A 22771-nucleotide genomic window follows, 5' to 3' on the forward strand; every position below is an offset into this window, starting at 1 on the left:
TGGTGCCCGCCAACAGCAGCATGGGCGCGTTCCGCCCGTCCACATGGTCAACCGGCTGCGTCTCAGGCGATGTGGGATAGCCGAAGATGGCGCGCAGTTCTGCGGTCCCCACCGGCAGAAAATCGTAAGGACCAGCGAGGCCGATGGTGGCGCGCGGCGCCGCACGCGCGCCGGCCCGGGCGAGATAGCGGCTTTCCAGCGCCAGCATCGCGGCGTTATAGGCGCCGGCCGAATGGCCCATAAGGACGAAGCGGTCGCTGCCGCCCCACGCGGCCGCATGCGCCGTGGTCCAGGCAAAGGCGGCGGCGCAATCCTCGATGAAAGTGGGGTAGCGAACGGCGGGATACAGCCGGTAGTCGGGAATGACGGTCACGAAGCCTTGTGCGGCGAGGGCGCCACCCACGAAGCGATACATCTCCTTCGATCCGCTGTCCCAGCCGCCGCCGTAGAGGAAAACCACAACCGGCGCGGGAGCGGCCAGCCGTTCCGGCACATAGATGTCGAGCCGCTGGCGCGATGCGGTGCCATAGGCGATGTCGTGCGCGGCCCGCCGGCGCGGGGCCATGCCGTTGAGCAAGCCGAGCGGCGAGCAGGCGGCGGCCGTGAGGCTTAACAGCCCCAGGCTCGCGATCGACAGCGCACGGCGCGCCACCCCGCGCTCCACGTCCGGCAGGTCCCTCGGCATTCGGCTTCGCCATCTCTCCGTTCAAAGTCATTAAGCCCGCCCGCCCGGCAGCGGGCAGGGCCCTTTCCGTCGGGTCTGCCGCCTGCATCCGAAACGACAGGTGCACCGTAGGGTTGTGATGAGAGACCGTTACGGGAAGGCTGAATGACACGCGCCTCGCAGAACCTTGATCGCCCGCCTCTCGACATTGCCGTGGTCGGCTCCGGGATTGCCGGGCTGTCGGCGGCCTGGCTGTTGAGCCGCGGCCATCGTGTGACCCTTTATGAGGGCGCGTCCCGCTTTGGCGGCCATTCCAATACCGTGGCCGTTCCCGAAGTGGCGGGGCGAATGGCCATCGACACTGGTTTCATCGTTTTCAACGAAAAGACCTACCCCAATCTCACCGCACTGTTCCGTCATCTCAAAGTCGAGACGCAGCCATCCGAGATGTCGTTCTCGGTGTCGCGGGATGGCGGCAAGTTCGAATATTCCGGCGGAGATTTGAAGGGACTGCTCGCACAGCCCCAAAATCTGCTGCGCCCGCGCTTCTGGTCGATGTTGCGTGATCTGCTGCGCTTCTACGCGCAGGCCCCGCGCGAGATGGAACAGCTGGAGGCAGAGGGCACCAGCGTCGGCTCTTATCTGACCGAGCGCGGCTACGGCGCGGCCTTCCGGGAGGATCACCTCCTGCCCATGGCTTCTGCCATCTGGTCCACCCCGACCGCGCAAATCGGCGAGTATCCGGCTGGTGCCTTTCTACGCTTCTGCACCAATCATGGGCTTTTGCAGATTACCGGGCGGCCGGTCTGGCGCACGGTTACGGGCGGATCCTCCACCTATGTTTACCGCATGCTGGGCGAGGTTTCGGGGCGCATCCACAACGACCGCCGGATCTGCCGGGTCACACGCTGCCCAGACGGGGTGCGCCTTCTGGACGAGAGCGGAGAAGAGGCAAGGCACGATCACGTTGTTATAGCAACCCATGCGCACCAGGCGCGGGCGATGCTGGCGGACACGGACGGGCAGGAATCGGCATTGCTCGGAGCCTTCGGCACGACCTCCAACACCGCCGTATTGCACACCGACGAGAGCCTGATGCCGCGCCGCAGGCGGGCCTGGGCCGCCTGGAATTTCTGCGATCAACCGGGAAGGGGGGAGGGCGCACCCTTCCTCACCTATTGGATGAACCGGCTGCAGAACCTGCCCTCTGCCCGGAATTATTTCGTGACCATCAACCCGCCGCGCCCACCCGCACCCGGCACGTTGCTCCACACGGATCACTATTCTCACCCACTCTTCAAAGCGGCCAGCATCGCGGCGCAAAAGCGGCTCTGGGAAATCCAGGGCCAGCGGCGCACCTGGTTCTGTGGGGCCTGGTTCGGTGCCGGCTTTCATGAGGATGGATTGCAGGCGGGGCTCGCGGTGGCTGAGGCTCTGGGCGGTGTTCGCCGTCCCTGGCAGGTTGCCAACCCATCGGGCCGCATTCACCTGCCGCAGGCCCACGCCCGGCCGCTGCGGGCCGCGGCAGCATGACGGGGCAGGCCTTCCGCTCGGGACTTTATCCCGGCATCGTCATGCATCAGCGGTTTCAGCCGGTGCGGCATCGCTTGCGGTACCGGATCTTCTCGCTCCTTCTCGATCTCGAAGAGCTGCCCAGGCTGGCGCGGCAACTCCGTCTTTTTTCCACGGACCGTTTCAATCTCGTGAGCTTTCATGAGCACGACCATGGCGCGGGCGAGCCGGGCGGGCTGCTTGCCTGGGTGCGTGGTCAATGCGAAACGGCGGGAATTCCGGCGGCGGGACCGGTGCTGCTGCTCTGCATGCCGCGCGTGCTGGGTCACGCCTTCAACCCGCTGAGTGTCTTCTTCTGTCATGACGCGGCGGGTGCGCTCAGCGCCGTTCTGTACCAGGTCAACAACACCTTCGGGCAGCGCCACTCCTACCTCATTCCGGTCGCGGACGGCGTCACCGGCACGATCCACCAGAGAGCCGGCAAGCGCTTCTATGTCTCGCCCTTCATGCCGATGGAGGTGGAATACCGCTTCCACGTCCTGCCACCGGCTGCGCGAATCTCGGTCGTCATCGAGGGTCACGGCGCGGCCGGGCCGCTGATCACCGCCAGCCTCTCCGGCCGCAGAAGGGCACTGACCGATGGCGCGCTGTTCCGCGCCGTGCTCGGCGCGCCGGCGCAGGGACTCAGGGTCCTCGCCGGGATCCATTGGGAGGCCTGGAAGCTCTGGCGCAAGAAGTTGCGGCTGCAACCGCGCCCGGCCGTGCCGGAAAACCCCGTTACCATCGTGCAAGGCTGATCATGTCGCTGTCGCTGGCCGCCTCCTCCAGGTCCTTCGCACCGGGCGCGTTGCTTGGCCGTTTCGTGCTCGGCAGGCTGCTCGGCCGCCTCGCATTTGGCAGGCTGGCCGTGCGGCTGCCGGGGGGTGCCGAACTCATTGGCGAGGGTCCGGCAGCCGGGCCGGAGGCGACGCTTGTGCTGCACAACTGGCGTCCTTTGATGGCGCTTCTGCTGCGCGGCGACGTGGGTTTTGCCGAATCCTATATGGAGGGCGATTGGAGCAGCCCGGATCTGCCGCGCCTCATCGAACTCGGCGCCCGCAATCAGTCGGCCCTGGGCTCCACGCTGGATGGCTCTCTGCCTGCGCGCATCATGAACCGGCTGGCGCATGGCCGGCACGCCAATACCCGCGCGCGGGCGCGGCGCAATATTTTGGCGCATTACGACGTCGGGAATGATTTCTACGCCGCTTGGCTCGATGCCGGGATGAGCTACTCGTCAGGCCTCTACACGCGGCCGGGCATGAGCCTGGAGGCGGCGCAGACGGCGAAACAGGATCGCATCCTGACGCTGCTCGACCCGGCGCCCGGCGAGGCGGTGCTGGAGATCGGCTGCGGCTGGGGTGGCCTCGCGGCGCGCTTGCTGGAACGCGGTGCAAAGGTCACTGGCCTCACCCTGTCCCCGGCGCAGCTCGAGTACGCACAAGCCCAGCTGGCGCCCGCCATCGCTGAAGGGCGTGCCGATCTGCGCCTCCAGGATTACCGGGATGTCCCGGGCCGCTATGATCGCGTCGTCTCCATCGAAATGCTGGAAGCCGTCGGCGCGGCATTCTGGCCGGTCTATTTTCGCAAACTTGCCGACCGCCTCAGGCCCGATGGCACTGCGGTGCTGCAGGTGATCTCCATTGCCGAGGAAAAGTTCGAGGCCTATCGCCGCACGCCGGATTTCATTCAGCTCTACGTCTTTCCCGGCGGCATGCTGCCCACCCTTCGCATCATGCGGGAAGAGATCGAGCGCGCCGGGCTCCTGCTCGAACGGGTCGAGACCTTCGGACAGAGCTATGCCGAGACGCTGGCCGAATGGCGCGCGCGTTTCCATGCCGCTTTGCCCGCGCTACGGGCCAGGGGAATGGGGGAGGTTTTCGGCCGCCGGTGGGACTACTACCTCGCCTATTGCGAGGCGGGGTTCCGCGCCGGCGCCCTCGATGTCGGCCTGTACCAGATCAGGAGGGCCCAGCCCGCAGGCTGAGCCAGCGGCCCTCAGCCGGCGACGGCCGGGATTTCGGCCGGCGTCAGCGTCCAGGCCGCGCCCTCCGCGGCGGGCGGCTCGCAGAAGATCGGCACGGCATTCGGCGTGCGGACATTGGGCTCGAGCCCCATGGCCGAGCGGACGGCGCGAAACAGCGCACCATGGGCCACGATCAGCACCGGGGCGGGGTTTTCCAGGGCGCGGTTGATCGCACCCACGACCCGCGCGCGCAGGCCGGCAAAGGTCTCGGCTCCTTCGGGCGTATAGGTGCCGGCGATCCAGTCGTCGTACCAATCGCCCATCGGCTTGCCTTCCTGCTCGCCGAATTTCGTCTCCCGCAGCCCGTCATCGGTCGTGAAGGGCACGCCGGTCACGGCGGAGACGGCGGCGGCCGTGTCCATGGCGCGGGAGAGGGTGGAGGAGACGATGGTGACGACCGTATGGCCACGCATGAGTTCGGCTGCCTGCCGCGCCTGGGCGCGGCCCGTGGCATTGAGCGGAATGTCGACATCGCCTTGAGACAGGTTTTGCAGGTTCCAGTCCGTCTCGCCGTGGCGCAGGAACCAGAAGGGGACGTGAGTGAGCCTGTCCATCGGTCGGAAATCCTTCAGTCGAAGAGAGAGCTTACCGAGCTTTCGTCGGAGATGCGGCGGATCGCTTCCGCGAGCAGCGGTGCGATCGTGACCTGACGGACATTGCTTGCGAGCCGGACGGCTTCCGTCGCCAGAATGCTGTCGGTAATCGTCATCATTTCGATGGGCGAGGAGGAGATGCGGGCAACTGCCCCGCCGGAGAGCACGCCATGCGTCGTATAGACGCTGGCCGAGCGCGCGCCTTCCTTGATGAGGGCCGCGGCCGCATTGCAGAGTGTGCCGCCGGAATCGACGATATCGTCGACCAGAATGCAGTCCCGCCCGTCGACGTCGCCGATCACGTTCATGACTTCGGACACGCCGGCGCGCTCACGCCGCTTGTCGATGATGGCGAGGTCAACGTCGAGCCGCTTGGCCAGCGCCCGGGCGCGAACCACGCCACCGACATCCGGCGAGACGATCATCAGATTGCGGCCGGCATAGCGCTCCTGGATGTCGCGCGCGAAAAGCGGCGCGGCATAGAGATTGTCGACCGGGATATCGAAGAAGCCCTGGATCTGCCCGGCATGGAGATCCATCGTCAACACCCGGTGGGCGCCCGCCTCGGTGATGAGATTGGCGACGAGCTTGGCGCTGATTGGCGTGCGGGGGCCGGATTTGCGATCCTGCCGGGCATAACCAAAATAGGGGATGACCGCCGTCACCCGCTTGGCCGAGCCGCGGCGCAGCGCGTCCAGCGTGATCAACAACTCCATCAGATGGTCGTTCGCGGGATAGGCGGTGGACTGGACCACGAAGACATCCTCGCCGCGCACGTTCTCATGGATTTCCACAAAGATTTCCATATCGGCGAAGCGCCGGACGGATGCCTTGGTGAGCGGCAGATTGAGCGCGGCGGCCACCGCTTCCGCAAGAGGGCGGTTGCTGTTGCAGGCAACGATTTTCATGCGGCAAATTCCGTCAGCAGCGGCGGGAAGGCATCGGTGCGCGGCTTCTAGCAACCGCACCGGCCCCTGTCCACGCAGTTGCGGACCGGGTCCCACCTGCGCCACGCATGTCAAGGCACGATTTCATGACGCTGGCGGCTTGGCTCCCGCCGTCCGCGCGGCCTTGCCGGTGCCCGGAGCCGGTGCTGGCGCCTTCTTGCCGATGTTGTTGTCGATCACTTCCTTCACGCCCTGGGCCGCCTCCTGCGCCGCGACAACGGCCACATCGCCCCAAAAACTGTCGAGCGAGCCTTTCGGGATGTCGTGCAGCTGGGTCACGCGCCCGACTTCCTTGCCGTTGGCATAATCGACGATCCAGGTGATCTCGATATGATCGGTCTTCGGGTTCACCGTCGTTTTCCGCACCACGGCATGCATCAGATAGTCGGACTCCGCCTTGTGGTCGACGAGGACGATGCCGGTCGCCGTGATGTCCTTGCTCATCTCGCGCGCGAGCGAGGTGTCGCCATCGCCGGGCGCGCCGTCGACCCCGGAGAAATCAAGCCGTGGCGGGCGATTGTAGAGACTGTTCGGATCGCTCTGCTTCAATGCCGCGTCGATGTTGGAAAGCAGGGCCGCGATCTTGGGGCTGACGGCAGTGGCCTCCGCCTCGAGCGTCGCCGGGTCGCCATCCGCCCAGGCCCGGCTCGGGACGGGCGCGCCGGCCTCCTTCCCCTGCACATGGCCACGCGGATCGGTGATCGTATAGCTCGGCGTGACCTGCCCACCCGCCATCGTGGCCGAGACGCCGAGCACCCAGTCTCCGCGTTGCGGCTTCTGGGCAAAGGCCGGAACGGTCTGGGCCACCAACGCCTGGGCGAGGTTGTCCGCGAAGAGCTTGGCCGAGGGGTCGGCCAGCAGAGCGGCACCGGGCACCGGCACGACGAGGCGCTGCGGCGGCGGATGGGCGAGGATCGCGCCCATCCGGCCCGGATGGCCCTGCATCGGCTGGGGAAAATCGCCGCAGGCGGCAAGCGCCAGCGGCAAAGCGAGAAGTCCGTAGCGGAAGAAGGGGGTCAGGCGTCGCATCGGATTCCCGAAATCTGGTGGCCAATGGAACCGCCGCCGGCGAGCGTGCGCCGGCGGTGGCTGAAGAAACGATCGGGCTCTGCGGCGGTATCGCCCTCCGTCACCGCGACGGCGCCGATGCTGGCGCTGCGCAACCGCGCCGCGCAATAGCCGGCGAGATCGAACTGCCACCGTTCGGGCCGTCCGGCCGCGAAGAAACGGCTGTCCGCCGCATCCCGCGCCAGCACGGCATCGCGCAGATCGGCCGCGACTTCGTAGGAGGGCTGGCGGATGCAGGGGCCGACGACAGCGACGATGCGGGCGCGATCGGCGCCGAGAGCCGCCATGGCATCCACGGTTGCCTCCAGGATGCCGGCGACCGCGCCGCGCCAGCCGGCATGGGCGGCGCCGACGATTCCGGCAGCGTGATCCGCGAAGAGGATGGGGCTGCAATCGGCGGTGATCACGCCGAGGGCGAGGCCCCGCACGCGGGTGACCAAGGCATCGGCGCGCGGTCCTTCGCCCGGTGCCCAGGGTTCCGTGACGGTCACGACATCGGCGCTATGGACCTGGGTGAGGCCGAGGAGATGCTCCGCCTGCGCGCCCAATGCCCGGGCCACGCGGGCGCGGTTCTCCATCACGGCCGCGCGGTCGTCCCCGCCCGAAAGGCTGGCGTTGAGGCTCGCATAGGGACCGGTGGACACACCGCCCGCCCGGGTGAAGAAGCCATGAGGGAGGCCGGCGAGGGCCGGGTCGGTCACTGAAGGCAGGGTCATGCGGGAAATCCTGGCAGCAGCGGAAAATCGGGCGGCGTGACGGCCATGACCTTGAACAGCCGGCCCATGGCCATGGGGTCGGCAAGCCGACGGGCGCCCGCCATCACAACACCTGCCTCCTCGGGCGGGCGATCGCGGGCGAGACGTTCGGCGCGCTGGAAGAGGCCAAGGGCGGAGAGGAAGGCGCCCTGGGTGGCAGGTCCCTGCACCGCCGCCCCGCCGCGCCGGGCGGCCCGGCCCACGGCCCCGAAATCGACCAGGGCGGTGAGGTCGGCATGCCCGGCCGCTTCCAGCGGATCGGCGAAGCCTCGGGCACGGATGGCCTGCAGGCTGTCTCCGGGATTGGTCTCGGACCCGTAGTCGAGCAGCAGGGCGACGCCACTCTGCCGCGCGATGCGCGCCGCGAGCGCCTCGACGAAGGCCTCGGCCGGTTCGTTCACTTCCAGAATGCCGTCGGTTTCGGCCAGGTCGAGGCCCGCAGGGGCGGGGCAGGGGAGGTTCAGGAAGGCGCCGTCCTGCACGAAGCGTTCGGTCCAGTTGCCCTCGTCCACCCGGAATTGCCGGATGGGCAGCGCGTCGAGAAATTCGTTGGCGATCAGAAGAACGGGGCCGCCCGGCAGTGTTGAGAGATCGTCATGCCAGGTGGCGTCCGGCACCCGCTTGGCCTGTTCGGCGCGCAGCCGGGGCGAGGTCTCGATGAAATGGACCGCGGCCGCGGCATGGAAAGCCGGCGCGAGGCGGGCCGTGAGGCGCCGCGCATCCGCCATCAGCGTGCCGCGCCCAGGCCCGGCTTCGGCCAGCAGCACGGGCGTGGGCCGGCCCAGCATGTCCCAGGCGACGGCCGCCCAGGCGCCCAGAATTTCGCCGAAGATCTGGCTGATCTCCGGCGCCGTCGTGAAATCCGAAAAGGGATCCTGTGCCGCGTAGTAGGCGGCGTTTGCCCGGCCCATGAAGCGGTCGAGCCGCTCGGGGGCGGCGGGCTCGGTCAAGCCTCGGCCACCGTCAGGGCGGGGCGCGACCGCGCATAGAGCACGAGGCCGATGCCGGTCAGGATCATCGGCACGCAGAGCAGCTGGCCCATCGTCAGCCCATCGAACAGGAAACCCAGGAAGGCATCGGGTTCGCGGAAGCATTCCCCGGTGCTGCGGGCGATGCCGTAGCCGATCAGGAACCAGCCCGTCAGCAGGCCGGGATGCAGTCGGCGCCGCTCCGACCGGCCGAGCGTCAGCATGACGAGAAAGAGGCAAAGTCCTTCGAGGAAGGCCTCGTAAAGTTCGCTCGGAAAGCGCGGCACCATGTCGACACGGGGGAAGATCATCGCTCCCGGCCAGCCCTTCGGCGCCGGGCGACCCCAGAGCTCGCCATTGATGAAATTGGCGATCCGCCCGAAGCCGAGGCCGATCGGTGCGACCATGGCAATGCGGTCGGCGAAGGCGAGGACATTGATGCGGTGCCGGCGGCAGAACCAGATGATGGCGATGGCGACACCCAGCATGCCACCATGGAAGCTCATGCCGCCCTGCCAGACGGCGATGATGTCCAGCGGATGGTGGAAGAAGGCGCCCGGCTGGTAGAACAGGACGTAGCCGATCCGGCCGCCGAGGACGACGCCGAGCGTTGCCCAGGAGAGGAAATCGTCCACTTGCAGCGCCGTCGCCGCCTTCGGCGTCCAGCCGACGAAGCGGCGCACCAGCCGCCAGCCGATGACGAGGCCGGCGATATAGGCGATGGCGTACCAATGGATGGCGAAGGGGCCGAGTTTGACCAAAACCGGATCGAAATCCGGAAACACCAACGGCTTCATTGCATGCCTGCCCTGTCAAGACCGCGGCTTCGCCGCCGGTCCTTGGCCAGGAGCCTGGGTGAACCCATGTGTAGTGCCCTCCGGCATGCAAGTCTGATATGGACGGGATCAGCCGCAGCGACACGCCGGGGCGTCAAGTTGGGATTCATGGCGGCGGCTTATACGCAACCCACCCGCAGGGTGGAAGGCAGGAGAAGGCAATGACAGAGCGCGGCCGCTTCATGGACGATCTGGCGGGTGTGGCGCAGGGAGCGCTTTCTGCCTTCACCGGTCTCAAGGACGAGGCGGAAGCGGTCTTCACCGCCCGCGTCGAAGCCGTCATTCACAAGCTCGACATCGCGCGCGGCGAGCAGTTGGCCGCGGTGCAGGAGCTGGCCGCCAATGCCCGCATGGGGCAGGAGGCAGCCGATGTGGAGATCGCGGCGCTCAAGGCCCGCGTTGCGGCGCTGGAGGCCAAGCTGGGCCTGACGCCTGCCATGCCCGGTGCCACCCCTGGAATCGACCCCCTGACCGGAGTGCCTGCGGATGTGCCGCCCGGCGCGCCGAGCGACCCGATGCCCGGCACGCCGCGGGACCTGCCGCCCGGTGCGGCCGGGGGAACAGCACCGGCGAGCCCCCTGGCTTGATGAGATTTTTGTGGCAGTCATGCCAATAAGCCTTTGCACTGGAAGGCTTTGCTTGCGATTTGTGCAAGCCAGCCCCTAGTGTTTCTTCGGGGGCGGCGATTCGCGACGTCGGAACTGGGGGCCATCGGGGCGCCCATCATCCGGCAGCGGCAACGGACGCCGCCGATCCGGCCTTCCTCCCAGAATTGAGGAGACCTTCGATGTCTGCCACCAGCATTGCCGCTTCAGCGAACGTGAAGAATCCGCTCGATGTGATCGAGCAGATCGTTTCCACCAACGAATGGGCCTTCGAACGCCGCAACGACGCCGAGATGGCGGCCGAAGCACCGGGCCAATGGTCGGATTACGGCCTCTATTTCAACTGGTCGCGGGAAATCTCGGCGATGCATTTCACCTGCACCTTTGACATGAAGGTGCCGGAAAAGCGCCGGGCGGAATTCTACAAGCTGCTGGCACTCGCCAACACCCATCTCTGGATCGGGCATTTCGGCATGGATGCGGATGACGGCATGCCCGTCTTCCGTCACGCCGTGCTGCTGCGCGGCGCGCCGGGCGCCTCGCTCGAAAGCATGGAGGATATGGTCGACATCGCGATTACCGAGTGTGAGCGTTTCTTCCCGGCTTTCCAGTTCGTCCTGAGTGGCGGCAAATCGCCGGACGAGGCGCTGCGCGCCGCCATGCTGGAATGCGTCGGCGAAGCGTGACGGCGATAGACTGAGGACCGTCGCCTGGGGGCGCGGGGGCATCGGCGCCTCGCCCCCAGGTCCGTCCGGAGGGAGGGACAAAATGAGCATGACCGACCAGGAATTCGACGCGGCATTGGTGTCGGCGGTTTTCACCGAGGCCGGACTGCGCGGCTGGCGTCGGGCTAGCATCGTGGAGGCGGCCCGCATCGCCGGTCTTGATCTTGTCCGCACGCGGCAGCGCTTCCCCTCCAAGCTCTTCGTGTTGATGCGCTTCGGCAGCATCGCGGATCAGGCAGCGCTCACCGGCGCTGCCACAGAGGGGCCGGTGAAGGACCGGCTTTTCGACATGCTCATGCGCCGCTTCGATGTGCTGCAGGCGAATCGCGCCGGCGTGATTGCCGTGCTGGACGCGGCCGTCATGGACCCACTGCTGGGTCTTTTTCTCGCGCGGCTTTCGGCTCGCAGCATGGAATGGCTGCTGGAAGGGGCCGGAATTTCAGCGGGCGGCCTGCGCGGCCGACTGCGGGTCAAGGGCCTGCTCGGCGTCTGGCTCTGGTCCGTGCGGGCCTGGCGGGCGGATGACAGCACCGATCTTGCCGCGACCATGACGGCGACGGATAAGGCGCTGGACCGCGCGGGCGAGCTTGCCCGCACGATCGGAGACGGGCGGGACGCGCGATCCGAGGCTGGAGGCGCTGAGCCGAGCGGGGCCGAGCCGCCCTTCGATGGCGGAGCTCGGCCGCCCACGGACGATCCCTCGATCTGAGGCGAGGTGGCGGCCGTTTTTCGCAGTTTCCACGTAAGTAGTTGACGCTTTGGTGTCCATCCTGCGGGAAGGCTTGCCAGAACCCGTCTCAAGGATGCGAAATGGCCTGGCACGGGCCGTCCGGACCGTGCGGCGAGCCAGTTGGCGCGTAACAAGAGCGTAAAGCCTAAAGCGAGATGTTTTCAGCTTGCTTGAAGCTGAAATCTGAATCTCGCTTTATCAACAATGTAGAGACCGATCAGACTTTGAGTCGAAGCGATCGACAGTCATCGGGCTCTAGGTAGGAGGTAAAGCCATGTCCGAACTGCCGCAGACCCCGACCGATTTCACCAAGTTCTTCTCGTCCTTCTCCTTTCCCGCCGGCCCCGAGATGACGGCGCTGATGGAGACCCAGAAGCGCAACCTTGCCGCGCTCGCCGCCGCCAATAAGCTGCTCTTCGAGGGCGCGCAGGCCATCACCCAGCGGCAGATGGAGGTCATGCGCCGCCAGATGACGGATGTGGCGGAGGCAACGCGTTCGCTGACCACCGTCACCGACCCGAAGGAGCGCACCGTACGCCAGACCGAAATGGTCAAGACCGCCTATGAAAAGAGCGTCGCCGACCTCCGCGAGATCGAGGACCTGCTGCGCAAGTCGAGCGGCGAGGCGCTGGATCTCATCCATGGCCGCTTCCTTGAAGCTATGGACGAGGTGAAGGGCGCGGTGGAGCGCAAGACCAAGCCCGAGTGACCGACCGGCGGGCGAGGGAAGCCCCGCCCGTTTGTCCCGGGGCCGCGGGTCAGGCGACCCGCGCGACTTTCGTGAGGCCAAGAGCCTCCGCTCGCGCCATCACCCTGGCGCGGACGGAGGCCGGCACCTGGCGATGCGATTGCGCGCGGGGATAGGGCATTTCCTCGATCGGCGCGTCGCCGTAGAGCGATTCATGCTCCGCCCAATTGTCGAAGGCGCGTCGGCTGATATTGTCGACGAAGGTCTCGGCCGGTGCGCCTTCGGCCAGGATCAGCGCATGCTCGCTGAGCTCGACATGGTAATAGACGAAAGTTTCGGGGACATTCCTTTCCCGCAGCACGGAACAGCCGTTGACCAGGGCGCCGGACTGGACCAGCACATCCTCCACCAGCACGGCATGTTCCGGGGAGACCAGCAGGTCGCGCTCGGGCAGGTTTTCGGCCAGGGCGCCGGCGCGGATGCGGATAGGCAGCACCTGCAGGGGATCCGCGAAGCGCGTGGAGACCGTGTTGCGGCCGATCCAGCGCACCGGCAGGGCACGGCCATCGGCCGTCATCACAAGATCACCGATGCCAAGGGTTTCGACGGCGATATCGCCACGCGGTCCGCGAATCATTGTGCCGGGATAGTAGCAGACGGCGAAGGTCAGTGAGCCGTCTTCCGCCTTGGTCAGTTCATAGCCCTCGGCGGTCGCGCCGACGATGGTGAGGTCGTAGGTCTCCACTCCGGCCGAGACCGTCACCACATCGCCCGAGACGGTATAGGTGTCGCCGGCCGAGAAGGTCAGGAAATCGAAGTCGATGCTGTCGCCGGTCGTAAAACCGGAGATGACGGTACTCGTCGGCACCGCGCTCGCATCCTTGATGTCCAGCACGCCGCCGCTGCCCGCGAAGCTGATGCGGTCCGTCGCCGCGGCGCCGGCCGACAGAACCAGCGTGCCGCCGTCGATGATGACCCCTTGCGTGGTGCCGGCGGACAGGACCGTCTCCGTGCCGCCGCTGCTGACGGTCGCGCTGACATCGACCGAGCCGCCCGATACGCTCATCATGCCGCCGGACAGGACGGTCGCATTCCAGGCGCCGCCGCCGTTGCTCAGCACCATCATGCCGCCCGCGCTGATGATGCTGTCGTGCTCGTTGCCGCCATTGAAGATGATGGCGGTGCCGCCGGCGGAAATGACGCTGCCGGTGCCGACACTGCCGCCGTACATCTGCTCTGTGCCACCGCTCGTGATCCGCGTGTCGAGGCTGGTGCCGCCGCTGATGATCTCGAAGCCGCCGCCGCCGATGCTGGCGCCGAAAGTGGTGCCGCCGGAGAGCAGGAGTGTGCCGCCTGAACTCGCCACCGTGCCGCTCGCGACACCGCCGTAACTCAGCAGCTCTTCGCCGCCGCTCAGTACCGTCGTGCCGAGGGAGGTGCCGCCGGCAAGCACGACCTCGACACCGCCGCTGATCACCGAATCGCTGGTGGTACCGCCGGAATAGACAGCCTGGAAGCCGCCGCCACCCACTGTGCTGCCGCTGGCGACGCCGGAAGTGAGAACGTATTCGATGTCACCGCGGCCCAGAATGGTGCCGGTCGTGTTCGCATAGGTGAGCACGCCGATGCCGAGCTTTTCCGCAACTACGCCGGTCGAGACAACGATGGCGCCGGGTTCGCTGGTCACCGTCATGGCGCTGCCGCCCGGCACCACCACCAGCACGCCGCCGCTATCGACGGTCGTGTCGCTGGTGAAACCGCCCGAGTCGACGATTTCGAGCCCGCCGCTGCTGACGATGGTATTTTCGTCGGTCGATCCGGCGGAAACGATCAGCCGGCCGCGGGCATCGACGACGGTGCCGCTCGCGACACCGCCGCTTTCGAGCACCAGCGTGCCACCGCCCGCGATCGTGGCGTCATAGGTGCCTCCGCCCTCGGTGACGATTTCGGTGCCGCCGCTTGCAACGGTTTCGTTTTGTCCGACACCGCTTTGCGAAATCACCTCGTAGCCGCCGTCGGAAATGACCGTGCCGCTGGCAAGACCATTGGCCAGGACCAGCGAACCGCCGCTCGACACGATGGTGTCGCTGGTCACGCCCCGGGAGAGGCCGGGACCGTCGGCGGTGACGTTTTCGGTGCCGCCGCTGGAGATGGTGGTGGAGAGCGCGGTGCCCCCCGCCAGGATATCCAGCACATCGCCGCTTGAAATCACGAGACCGGTTGAGGTGACGCCGCTCGCAACGGTGATGGTGGTCATGGCAAGCCCTATGCTGGTGCAGGTGGATTGAGGACTCTGCGAGCTATCGGGCGCTTGCGCGGGGAGGGGACCGAGACGACCGAACGGCTCGAGCCATCGCCGCCACGGACGTTGTTTCGATGCTTGAGAGTGTCATCGATCCGTTTATTACGAAACGTTTTTTTGTGGTCTCATCCTGCTGGTCTGGCAGGGCAATCCCAGGCTGACGCCGGTGGTGGCGGTCACATGCGCGGGCTGGATCGCGCCGAAGGCCGCCGCCCCGTTGGCCGTCGCCATAGCGGTCAGATGACCGCGGGCGCCCGTTCAGAGGCGGCGCGCCCCCAGGCGTCCTCGCCCGATTCGTCGAACAGAGACGTCAACTGACGCATCATCGTGCCGCCCAGTTCCTCCGCATCCACGATGGTGACTGCACGACGGTAGTAGCGCGTCACGTCATGGCCGATGCCGATGGCGACGAGTTCCACCAGACCGCGCGTCTCGATGTCATGGATCATATGGCGCAGATGCCGCTCCAGGTAATTCCCGGGATTGACCGAGAGGGTGGAGTCATCGACCGGCGCGCCGTCGCTGATGACCATCAGGATGCGGCGATGCTCGGGCCGCGTCAGCAGGCGGCGATAGGCCCAGGCCAGCGCCTCGCCGTCGATATTCTCCTTGAGCAGGCCCTCACGCAGCATGAGGCCGAGATTGCGGCGGGCGCGGCGCCAGGGGGTATCCGCCGCCTTGTAGATGATGTGGCGCAGGTCGTTGAGCCGGCCCGGGTTGCGGGGCTTGCCGTCCTGCACCCAGCGTTCGCGGCTCTGCCCGCCCTTCCAAGCGCGCGTCGTGAAGCCGAGCACCTCGACCTTGACCGCGCAGCGTTCCAGCGTGCGCGCGAGGATGTCCCCGCACATGGCGGCGACGGTGATGGGCCGGCCACGCATGCTGCCTGAATTGTCGATCAGCAGGGTCACCACGGTGTCGCGGAAATCGGTGTCCCGCTCGCGCTTGTAGGACAGCGAGGCAGTGGGTGTGGTGACCACGCGGGCGAGGCGGCTGACATCGAGCAGCCCGTCCTCAAGGTCGAAATCCCAGGCCCTGGTCTGCTGGGCAAGCAGCTTGCGCTGCAGGCGGTTGGCAAGTTTGGACACCACGCCCTGCAGATGCTGCAGTTGATGATCGAGCTGCTGGCGAAGCCGGGACAGCTCTTCCGCGTCGCACAATTCGGCGGCGTCGATCTCCTCGTCGAAGGCGCGGCTATAGGCACGATAGGCGGCTTCGTCCTGGCCGCGGTCGCGCGGGGTCTGTTGCCCGCCCGGCCGCTCCTCGCCATCGGCCTCGGCGGCATCCTCCTCCTCGCCCTCGGCCGCTTCCTCGGCGGTGGCGTCGCCTTCCATATCCTGTGGATCGGAGCTGAGGCTTGCATCCGCCTCGGACTGCGCCTGGCTCTCGCCCTCGGAAGAGGCATCCTGCTGCGGGCTCTGCTCGGGCGCCTCGTCCCCGCCTTCGGGTTCCTGGTCGGGCTCGGCCTCGGCTTCCGCCTCGGCCAGATCATAGGCCTTGAGCAGCCGGCGGGCAGCGCGGGTGAATTCCTGCTGATCCTCGGCGGCGGCCGCCATCTCAGCGAGGGCCACCTCTGCCTCCGGCCCCATCGCCTCCCGCCATTGCTGCAAGACCCGATTGGCTTCCTTGGGCGCGGCCTCGCCTGACATCCGCTCGCGCGCGATCAGCGACAGGGCAGCCGCCATCGGCAGCTGCTCCTTCTTCGTGAAACGATCCCAGCCCTCGGCCTCGCATTGTTCGACGAGCTTCTGCCGCAGATTGGCGGCGACACCCGACATGTGGCGGCTGCCGACGGTCTCCACGCGAACCTGTTCCAGCGCGTCATAGACCTCGCGTGCCTCGCGGCTGGCGGGCGAACGCGCGGCATGGATGGCGCTGTCATGATGGCGGAGGCGGAGCGCCACCGCGTCGGCCGCTCCGCGAACCCGCGTCATCTCGGCTGGCGGCAGGCCGCGCGTGGGGGAGGGGATGCGGGCGCGCTTGCCGGTGATATTGGCCGGCCCCGCCTGGAAGGCGACCTCCACCTCCGGCTGGCCGGACATCGCCCGGATCGTGCCTGCCGTCGCGCGCTTGAACGCCTCCGTGCGTTCGTTGCCGTCCTTGGTGCCGCTCACAGCCTGCCTCTCGCGAATATCCAGCCCGTCACCCTGAAGGACGTATCTTCAAAGGTTACCGGGCGCCGTCACTGCCCTGCCTCGGTCGCGGCGCGCCTCAGCTTGCGCGGCGCAGGCCGGTCGTCAGCTCCTGGTTGAAGCAGCGCTGATAGTATTCCGCGACCGTCGCCCGCTCCGCCTCGTCGCATTTGTTGAGGAAGGTGACACGGAAAGCATAGGAGAGATCGCCGAAGATGCGCGTGTTCTCGGCCCAGGTGATGACGGTGCGTGGCGACATGACGGTCGAGATGTCACCGGCGATGAAACCGGCGCGGGTAAGGTCCGCCAGCGCCACCATGCTTTCGATCTGGCGGCGAGCCGGGCCGTCGTTCGGATCGACCTCGAGCTTCGCGAGCACGATCGCCGTCTCCTGCGCATGCGGCAGATAATTGAGGCTGGCGACGATGCTCCAGCGGTCCATCTGGCCCTGATTGATCTGCTGGGTGCCATGATAGAGGCCCGTCGTGTCACCCAGACCCACAGTGTTCGCGGTCGAAAAGAGGCGGAAGGCCGGATGCGGGTGGATCACGCGGTTCTGGTCGAGCAGTGTCAGGCGGCCCGCAACTTCCAGCACGCGCTGAATCACGAACATTACGTCCGGCCGGCCGGCATCGTATTCGTCGAAGACCAGCGCGCAGGGGTGCTGCAGCGCCCAGGGCAGGATGCCCTCGCGGAACTCAGTCACCTGCTGGCCTTCGCGCAGCACGATCGCGTCCTTGCCGATAAGGTCGATGCGGCTGATGTGACTGTCCAGATTGATGCGGATGCAGGGCCAGTTGAGGCGCGCCGCGACCTGTTCGATATGCGTCGACTTGCCGGTGCCGTGATAGCCCTGGACCATCACCCGGCGGTTGTAGGCAAAGCCGGCGAGAATCGCGAGCGTCGTATCGCGGTCGAACTTGTAGGTGGGATCGATGTCCGGCACGTGCTCGGTGTGCAGGCTGTAGCCGGGAACGATCATGTCGGACTCGATGCCGAAGACCTCGCGCACGTTCACCTTGATGTCGGGCATGCCGAGATCGCCGACGGTCGTCACATAATCGGATCCGGAAGTCGCGGCATTCATCATCGAAAAGACTGTCCTGTCATGCTGCCTTAAGATTAGCCGAGTGGGGGCCCACCGCAAGACGTGGCGTCTGCGCCGGGCTCATGGCGGAGGGTGGGTCGCAGGCGGGCCGGGCTCTTGCCTCAGCCGCGGGCGGCCTGCCGTTCCTCGGCCGGCCAGTGCAGCTTGAGCGCCGTATAGGCGCTGTTGATCGCCTTGATCTCCTCGCCCGCCACATCGCCGCCATTGGCGTCCGGATGGTGCTTCTTGGCGAGCGCCTTGTAGCGTGCCTTGACGGTATCCATGCTGACCGGCCAGGTCAGGCCGAGCACGCCGAGCGGCTGGCGCAACTCGGCCGGCGCTTCGATCGTTTCAAAGGGGGCCACATGCGGCCGTCTTCCGTCCATATGCAGGAGCGGATCGCGCAGGAGTTCCTCCTGCACGCTGTGGGCGGTGCCGTTCGAACCCAGCCGCCAGGTCGGCCGCTGCCAGGAGGCGTCGGCCCGCAGCTCCATCTCGATCTGCCCCGGCGTCATGTCCTTGTAGTAGTCCCACTTCGCGTTGTAGGCGCGAACATGGTCCAGGCAGAACCAGAAATACTGATTGAGGGCGAAGCGGGATTTCGGCGCTCGGTAGCAGCCCAATTCTTCGCAGCCAGGCGTGTCACAAAGCCGGCCCGGCGCATCCGGGTCGGGCGCGTAGGCCCTGGCACGGGGGACGCGTCGCGTTGTCATGGGCGCTATATGGTCGTCCGGCTGCCCGCTTGGCAATCCCGTCCGCGCAGGACAGGACGGCGCCGTCAGAGCTTGAAGTCCACGCCTGTTTTCGGAGAAAATCGCCGGCATGAGCCGCAAGACACGCATCATTGACACACTGACGCGCGCCTTCGTGCCGCTGTCTCTCACTGTGCAGGACGACAGCGCCCGGCATGCCGGGCATCCCGGTCATCCGGGGGGCGCCGGCCAGCAGGGCGAGACGCATTTCAACGTCGCCATGGTGGCGGAGTGTTTCGCGGACATGAAGCGTGTCGACCGCGCCCGCGCGGTGAACGAAGCGCTGGCGGAGGAATTCGGCTCCGGCCTGCATGCGCTCTCGCTGTCCCTCCGCGCGCCGTCCGAGGCTGACACGGGCGAGACCCCGGCGCGCTGACGCGCGCGGCGCACCCCCCGAGAATTTCATTCACCCTGCGCCGCTCTGGTGGAATATATCCTCCCGGCGCCGTTCGGCGCATTTTCTGCACAGGGATCTTTCAGTCGCGATGACAGCCGCCGTGTCGATGGATGACACCGACCGGGCGATCCTGCGCCTGATCGCCCGGGATGCGTCCCTCTCCCTCGCCGAGATCGCGGCAGAGGTACACCTCACACCGACGCCCTGCTGGAAGCGCATCCGGCGGCTGGAGAAAGAGGGGGTGATCCGCGGGCGCGTCGCCATTCTGGATCAGCAGGCGCTGGGCCTGCCTGTCTCCGTCTTCGTCTCGGTCGAAACCCCGGACCATTCTGCCGAGTGGCTTGCCCGCTTCGCCTCCCTTGTGGAACAGACGCCCGAGATCGTCGATGCTTGGCGCATGGGCGGCGATGTCGATTACGTACTGCATGTCGTAGTATCGGACATCAGCGCCTATGATGCCTTCTACCGGCGCATGATCGCCGCCGTGCCGCTGCGCAACGTGACGAGCCGCTTCGCCATGGAGCGCATCAAGGCGGCGCCGCTGCCGCTATAGCCCGTCCGCCCACGGACCGGCGCCTGTCGAGGAGACGGATCCTGCCTGACGATACCGAACGCCGCGAGCAGAAGCCCGACGAGGCCGCCACCATCCGCGCGGCACTCGACGCCGTGGGCACCCTGCCGGACGATGAAATCGCGCTCGCCGAAACGGCCCTGCTTCTGGCGCGGCTGGACGCGCCTTGGGCGGATTGGCGGCGGGCCCAGAGCCATCTCTCGGTCCTGGCGCGCGAGGCGGCGGAGCTGCGCGACTGGGTGGGATCGGACGCGCAGGAACAGGCCGAGGCGCTGGCCGGCATGCTGGCCTGCCGTCACGACTACAGCGGGGACTACGAGACCTATGACGATCTCCGCAACGTCAACCTGATCCATGTCACCGAGCGCCGGCGCGGCATGCCGATCGGCCTCGGCATCGTCTGGCTGCATTGCGCCGAGGTCGCCGGCTGGGACTGTTACGGCATCAACTTCCCTAGCCATTTCATTCTCGGCATCACCGGGGAGGATAGCCAGGCCGTGCTGGACGTCTTCTCGGGCGGCCGGATCATGGAGGCCGAGGATCTGGACGCGATGCTGGAGCGGCTGGACCAGGCCCGCAAACCCGCCCGCGGCCTGGCGCTTGCCGACCGCATGGGCAAGCGCGATGTCCTGGTCCGCCTGCAACGCAACATCGCCTATCGCCGCGAGGGGGCGGGGGATTTGCCCGGCGCGCTGGCCTGTCTTGAGGACATGCTGCGCATCGCGCCGGCCGATATCACGCTCTGGCAACAAGCGGCGGTGCTGCACCAGAAGCTCGGCCAGATCGCCTCCGCCGTGCGCAGCATGGAGCGGGTGGTGGCGCTCATCCCGCCGGGCGAGGATGCCGAGCGGGCGCGCGCTGCGATGCGCCGGCTGCGCAGCAGACTGCACTAGCAGACCTGGGCCGCAGCCATCGCCGAGCCTGCGGCTCGACGCGCGGCGCGTCGGGCCCACATCTCCTGCAGATCGGAGCGGGAGAACAGGATGCAGGACAGCAAGGCCCATCAGCTGGTGATCGTGGGCGGCGGCGTCGCCGACATCGAGATCGCGACGCGCCTGGGGCGCCGGTGGACGAAGGAGCGGCGGCGCGGCGCGGCGGTGCCCGAAATCACCCTGGTCGACGCCGATGGGGCCCATGTCTGGAAGCCGATCCTGCATACCATCGCCGCCGGCACGCGTGACGTCTCCCAGCAGGACGTTTCCTTCATCACCCAGGCGCGGGACGCCGGTTTCCGCTATCTGCCCGGGGCGCTGACCGGCCTCGACCGGGCGGCGCGTCAGATCACCCTGGCGCCTCTCCAGGCACCGGACGGCCGGCTTGTCATTCCCGAACGGCGCGTCCCCTACGACACCTTGGTGCTTGCCGTGGGCAGCGAGTCGAACGATTTCGGCACGCCGGGGGTCGCCGAGCATTGCCGGACGATTGACGAGCGGCGCCAGGCGCTTGCCTTCCATCAGGAGATCCGGATCCGCATGCTGCAGTCGCTGGCGCTGGGGGAGGATCTGCCCATCGCCATCGTCGGCGGCGGGGCAACCGGGGTGGAACTCGCCGCCGAACTCGTTCAACTCAGGGAGATCTCGGCCGGTCTCGGCGCCGAGGGGCTCCGTGGCCGGATGACCGTCACCCTGATCGAGAGTGGGGAGCGTCTGCTGTCGGGCTTTCCCGAGGATATCTCGGCCGCAACCCTCGCGCGGTTGCGCGGTCTCGGCATCACCGTCCTCGTCGGCGCGCGGGTTACGGGGGCGACGGCGGATGGCTTCACCCTGGCCGATGGGTCGACCGTCCGGTCATCGCTCAAGGTGTGGGCGGCCGGCATCCGGGCGCCCGCCCTGCTGAGCGGGCTCGACGGGTTGGAGACTGCACGCAGCCATCAGCTCCGCATCCGACCTAACCTGCGGACGACGGCGGATGCCGCGATCTATGCGATCGGCGACTGTGCGTGTCTGCAGCCCGAGGGGGCGGCTCATCCCCTGCCGGCCACGGCGCAGGTCGCGAGCCAAGAGGCAGGGCATCTCGTCCGCCATTTGCCGGCGGCGATCAGCGAGGGCAGGGCAGTGCCGGATTTCGTGTTTCACGACCGCGGCATGTTGGTCTCTCTCGCCGACTATGCCGCTTATGGCTCGCTCGGCCGGTTCGGTCTCTTCAAGGGGATGACCTTCCGCGGGCGGCTCGCACAGTTCGGTCACGAGATGCTCTATCGCAGCCATCAGGCCATGCTCTTCGGCTTCTGGCGCGGCAGCCTGGTCTGGCTCGCCGACCGGCTGAACGCGCGGGTGCGGATGCCGGCCCGGCGGGACTGAGGCGCCTCAGTTCTGCGCTTCGGAAGTGGCGAGGGCCTGACCCGACCGGCGGCGCAGGCTGCGGTATTCCAGCCACTGCCAGAGCAGCAACGGGGGCACGCCGACGACGAGGTCACGCGCGCGGCTGATCAGCGAAACCGCGACCGAGATTTGCACGGGCAGGCCGAAGATCGCGCCGAGCGCGGCATAGGCCGCCTCCTGCACCCCGGCATTGCCGGGAACGAAAAAGGTTATCGTCAGGGCCGCGCGCAGCAGCGCTTCGATCGCCAGCGCCTGGCTCATGGTGATCGGCGCGCCGAGCAGATGATAGGCGAGCCAGGAGACGCTGGCCGAGGCCACCCAGCCGCAGAAATGGCAGAGCACCGCGGCGATGATCGCGCCCTTGCGGGCATAGATGGCATCGAACTGGCTGCTCATATGGTCGAGAGAGCCAAGCGCCCGGCTCTCCCCCGCGCCGATCCGGGCCGCGAGCTTCTGCACCACCCGCGTGCCCCGGCCGGGGAGTGCGATGAAGGTGCCGGCGGCGAGCGCCGCGATCACGATTCCGGCGCCGAGCGGCAGAATGAGATCCGAATGCGGCTGCCACACGAGCAGGATGCCGAGGCCGAGGGCAGCGAACATCACCTCGGCGGTGAACTCGGAAGCGACATCCACCAGCGTCGAGGCGGCCGAGAGCGCCATGGGCATGCCAGTGAGAGAGACCGCGCGTGCGCCGATGACGAAACCGCCGACCGGCAGGAAGGGCAGGAAGCGCCCGCCCGCCTCGCGCACCAGGCGTCCCCAGTAGAGTATCCCGAACAGGCCCGCCGTGCGTTTCGGAACCACGAGGAACCAAGCCAGCGCCAGAAACAGCGTCAGGCCGAGCTGGGCACCGATGAGGGCGAGGAAACCCCACCAGCCGACCGAGAGCAGCGCGTCCAGCACGTGACGGGCGCCGAAGAGAAAGACGAGGCCGATGGCGAGGAGCACCCCGCCCAGCATGAAGGCGAAGGAGAGCCGTTTCATGAGTGGCTGACTATACCCGGCCGACGGGAAGATGGTTTTGTCGTCAAGATGAGATTGCCCCGCATACGCGCT

At 67.2% G+C, this 22771-nt stretch carries 23 protein-coding genes; 11 read left to right on the top strand and 12 right to left on the bottom strand.

All coding sequences use genetic code 11. The annotated features are described in order from the left end of the window. Window positions 1-685, bottom strand: a 685-nt coding sequence (locus tag VL752_RS21680) for an alpha/beta hydrolase (RefSeq protein ID WP_325358655.1), incomplete at its 3' end; no start/stop codon positions are given. Between the two features lie 144 nt (window positions 686-829). On the opposite strand from VL752_RS21680, the gene VL752_RS21685 reads away from it, so the two are divergent. From VL752_RS21685 to VL752_RS21695, 3 genes are read left to right on the top strand one after another with little or no spacing between them, the layout of a single operon-like run. Continuing rightward, a complete protein-coding gene (locus VL752_RS21685) occupies window positions 830-2197 on the top strand; it encodes an NAD(P)/FAD-dependent oxidoreductase (RefSeq protein WP_325358657.1) in 1368 nt (455 codons plus the stop codon). After that, window positions 2194-2973: a DUF1365 domain-containing protein gene (locus tag VL752_RS21690; RefSeq protein ID WP_325358659.1), complete on the top strand. Its 780-nt coding sequence runs from the start codon at window positions 2194-2196 to the stop codon at window positions 2971-2973. The genes VL752_RS21685 and VL752_RS21690 overlap by 4 nt, the downstream gene beginning before the upstream one ends. 2 nt (window positions 2974-2975) lie before the next feature. After that, window positions 2976-4202: a cyclopropane-fatty-acyl-phospholipid synthase family protein gene (locus VL752_RS21695; protein WP_325358660.1), complete on the top strand. Its 1227-nt coding sequence runs from the start codon at window positions 2976-2978 to the stop codon at window positions 4200-4202. Window positions 4203-4213: 11 nt separating this feature from the next. Here VL752_RS21695 and VL752_RS21700 read toward each other — a convergent pair whose 3' ends face one another. From VL752_RS21700 to lgt, 6 genes are all read right to left on the bottom strand, one after another. After that, window positions 4214-4795, bottom strand: coding sequence for a histidine phosphatase family protein (locus tag VL752_RS21700; RefSeq protein ID WP_325358662.1), 582 nt, complete (start codon window positions 4793-4795; stop codon window positions 4214-4216). 14 nt (window positions 4796-4809) lie between these two features. Next, window positions 4810-5742 carry a ribose-phosphate pyrophosphokinase gene (locus VL752_RS21705; protein ID WP_325358664.1) on the bottom strand — a complete coding sequence of 311 codons (933 nt, stop codon included), beginning with the start codon at window positions 5740-5742 and terminating at the stop codon, window positions 4810-4812. A 123-nt stretch (window positions 5743-5865) separates the two neighbouring features. Continuing rightward, window positions 5866-6810 carry a hypothetical protein gene (locus VL752_RS21710; protein ID WP_325358666.1) on the bottom strand — a complete coding sequence of 315 codons (945 nt, stop codon included), beginning with the start codon at window positions 6808-6810 and terminating at the stop codon, window positions 5866-5868. Next, window positions 6798-7565, bottom strand: a complete 768-nt coding sequence (gene pgeF / locus VL752_RS21715) for a peptidoglycan editing factor PgeF (protein WP_325358668.1) — start codon at window positions 7563-7565, stop codon at window positions 6798-6800. Before pgeF ends, VL752_RS21710 begins: the two co-directional genes overlap by 13 nt. After that, window positions 7562-8515 carry an SAM-dependent methyltransferase gene (locus tag VL752_RS21720; protein ID WP_325358725.1) on the bottom strand — a complete coding sequence of 318 codons (954 nt, stop codon included), beginning with the start codon at window positions 8513-8515 and terminating at the stop codon, window positions 7562-7564. Before VL752_RS21720 ends, pgeF begins: the two co-directional genes overlap by 4 nt. Before the next feature lie 35 nt (window positions 8516-8550). After that, window positions 8551-9369, bottom strand: coding sequence for a prolipoprotein diacylglyceryl transferase (lgt, locus tag VL752_RS21725; protein WP_325358670.1), 819 nt, complete (start codon window positions 9367-9369; stop codon window positions 8551-8553). A 200-nt stretch (window positions 9370-9569) separates the two neighbouring features. Here lgt and VL752_RS21730 point away from each other — a divergent pair, with 200 nt between their 5' ends. From VL752_RS21730 to VL752_RS21745, 4 genes are all read left to right on the top strand, one after another. Further along, entirely contained in the window at window positions 9570-9995 is a 426-nt protein-coding gene (locus tag VL752_RS21730; RefSeq protein WP_325358672.1) for an accessory factor UbiK family protein, read from the top strand. 200 nt (window positions 9996-10195) lie between these two features. Then, window positions 10196-10699, top strand: coding sequence for a YbjN domain-containing protein (locus VL752_RS21735; RefSeq protein ID WP_325358674.1), 504 nt, complete (start codon window positions 10196-10198; stop codon window positions 10697-10699). A gap of 82 nt (window positions 10700-10781) precedes the next feature. Then, complete coding sequence (locus VL752_RS21740; protein WP_325358675.1) at window positions 10782-11447, top strand: TetR family transcriptional regulator; 666 nt, start codon at window positions 10782-10784, stop codon at window positions 11445-11447. Between the two features lie 295 nt (window positions 11448-11742). Further along, complete coding sequence (locus VL752_RS21745; RefSeq protein WP_325358676.1) at window positions 11743-12177, top strand: phasin family protein; 435 nt, start codon at window positions 11743-11745, stop codon at window positions 12175-12177. Between the two features lie 49 nt (window positions 12178-12226). Here VL752_RS21745 and VL752_RS21750 read toward each other — a convergent pair whose 3' ends face one another. From VL752_RS21750 to VL752_RS21765, 4 genes are all read right to left on the bottom strand, one after another. Continuing rightward, entirely contained in the window at window positions 12227-14413 is a 2187-nt protein-coding gene (locus VL752_RS21750; RefSeq protein ID WP_325358679.1) for a Hint domain-containing protein, read from the bottom strand. A 281-nt stretch (window positions 14414-14694) separates the two neighbouring features. Continuing rightward, window positions 14695-16569: a cobaltochelatase subunit CobT gene (gene cobT, locus VL752_RS21755; RefSeq protein ID WP_325358681.1), complete on the bottom strand. Its 1875-nt coding sequence runs from the start codon at window positions 16567-16569 to the stop codon at window positions 14695-14697. A 97-nt stretch (window positions 16570-16666) separates the two neighbouring features. Next, window positions 16667-17620, bottom strand: coding sequence for a cobaltochelatase subunit CobS (cobS, locus tag VL752_RS21760; protein ID WP_408863198.1), 954 nt, complete (start codon window positions 17618-17620; stop codon window positions 16667-16669). Window positions 17621-17796: 176 nt separating this feature from the next. Continuing rightward, on the bottom strand, window positions 17797-18387 hold the full coding sequence (locus VL752_RS21765; RefSeq protein ID WP_325358685.1) for a J domain-containing protein: 591 nt from the start codon (window positions 18385-18387) through the stop codon (window positions 17797-17799). 109 nt (window positions 18388-18496) lie between these two features. On the opposite strand from VL752_RS21765, the gene VL752_RS21770 reads away from it, so the two are divergent. From VL752_RS21770 to VL752_RS21785, 4 genes are all read left to right on the top strand, one after another. Next, complete coding sequence (locus VL752_RS21770; RefSeq protein WP_325358687.1) at window positions 18497-18802, top strand: BolA family protein; 306 nt, start codon at window positions 18497-18499, stop codon at window positions 18800-18802. A 109-nt stretch (window positions 18803-18911) separates the two neighbouring features. Next, the gene (locus VL752_RS21775) at window positions 18912-19376 is read left to right on the top strand and encodes an Lrp/AsnC family transcriptional regulator (protein WP_325358689.1); all 465 of its coding nucleotides are present in this window, start codon (window positions 18912-18914) and stop codon (window positions 19374-19376) included. Window positions 19377-19489: 113 nt separating this feature from the next. Further along, window positions 19490-20287, top strand: coding sequence for a transglutaminase-like domain-containing protein (locus VL752_RS21780; protein WP_325358691.1), 798 nt, complete (start codon window positions 19490-19492; stop codon window positions 20285-20287). 90 nt (window positions 20288-20377) lie between these two features. Next, window positions 20378-21694 (top strand): NAD(P)/FAD-dependent oxidoreductase, encoded by a 1317-nt coding sequence (locus VL752_RS21785; protein WP_325358693.1) that lies wholly within the window; start codon window positions 20378-20380, stop codon window positions 21692-21694. A gap of 6 nt (window positions 21695-21700) precedes the next feature. Here the strand turns inward: VL752_RS21785 and VL752_RS21790 are convergent, their stop codons facing one another. Continuing rightward, window positions 21701-22699 carry a lysylphosphatidylglycerol synthase domain-containing protein gene (locus tag VL752_RS21790; RefSeq protein WP_325358695.1) on the bottom strand — a complete coding sequence of 333 codons (999 nt, stop codon included), beginning with the start codon at window positions 22697-22699 and terminating at the stop codon, window positions 21701-21703. Window positions 22700-22771: the final 72 nt, after the last annotated feature.

Origin of the sequence: Acidisoma sp. (assembly GCF_035492295.1) — a bacterium.
Lineage (GTDB): Bacteria > Pseudomonadota > Alphaproteobacteria > Acetobacterales > Acetobacteraceae > Acidisoma.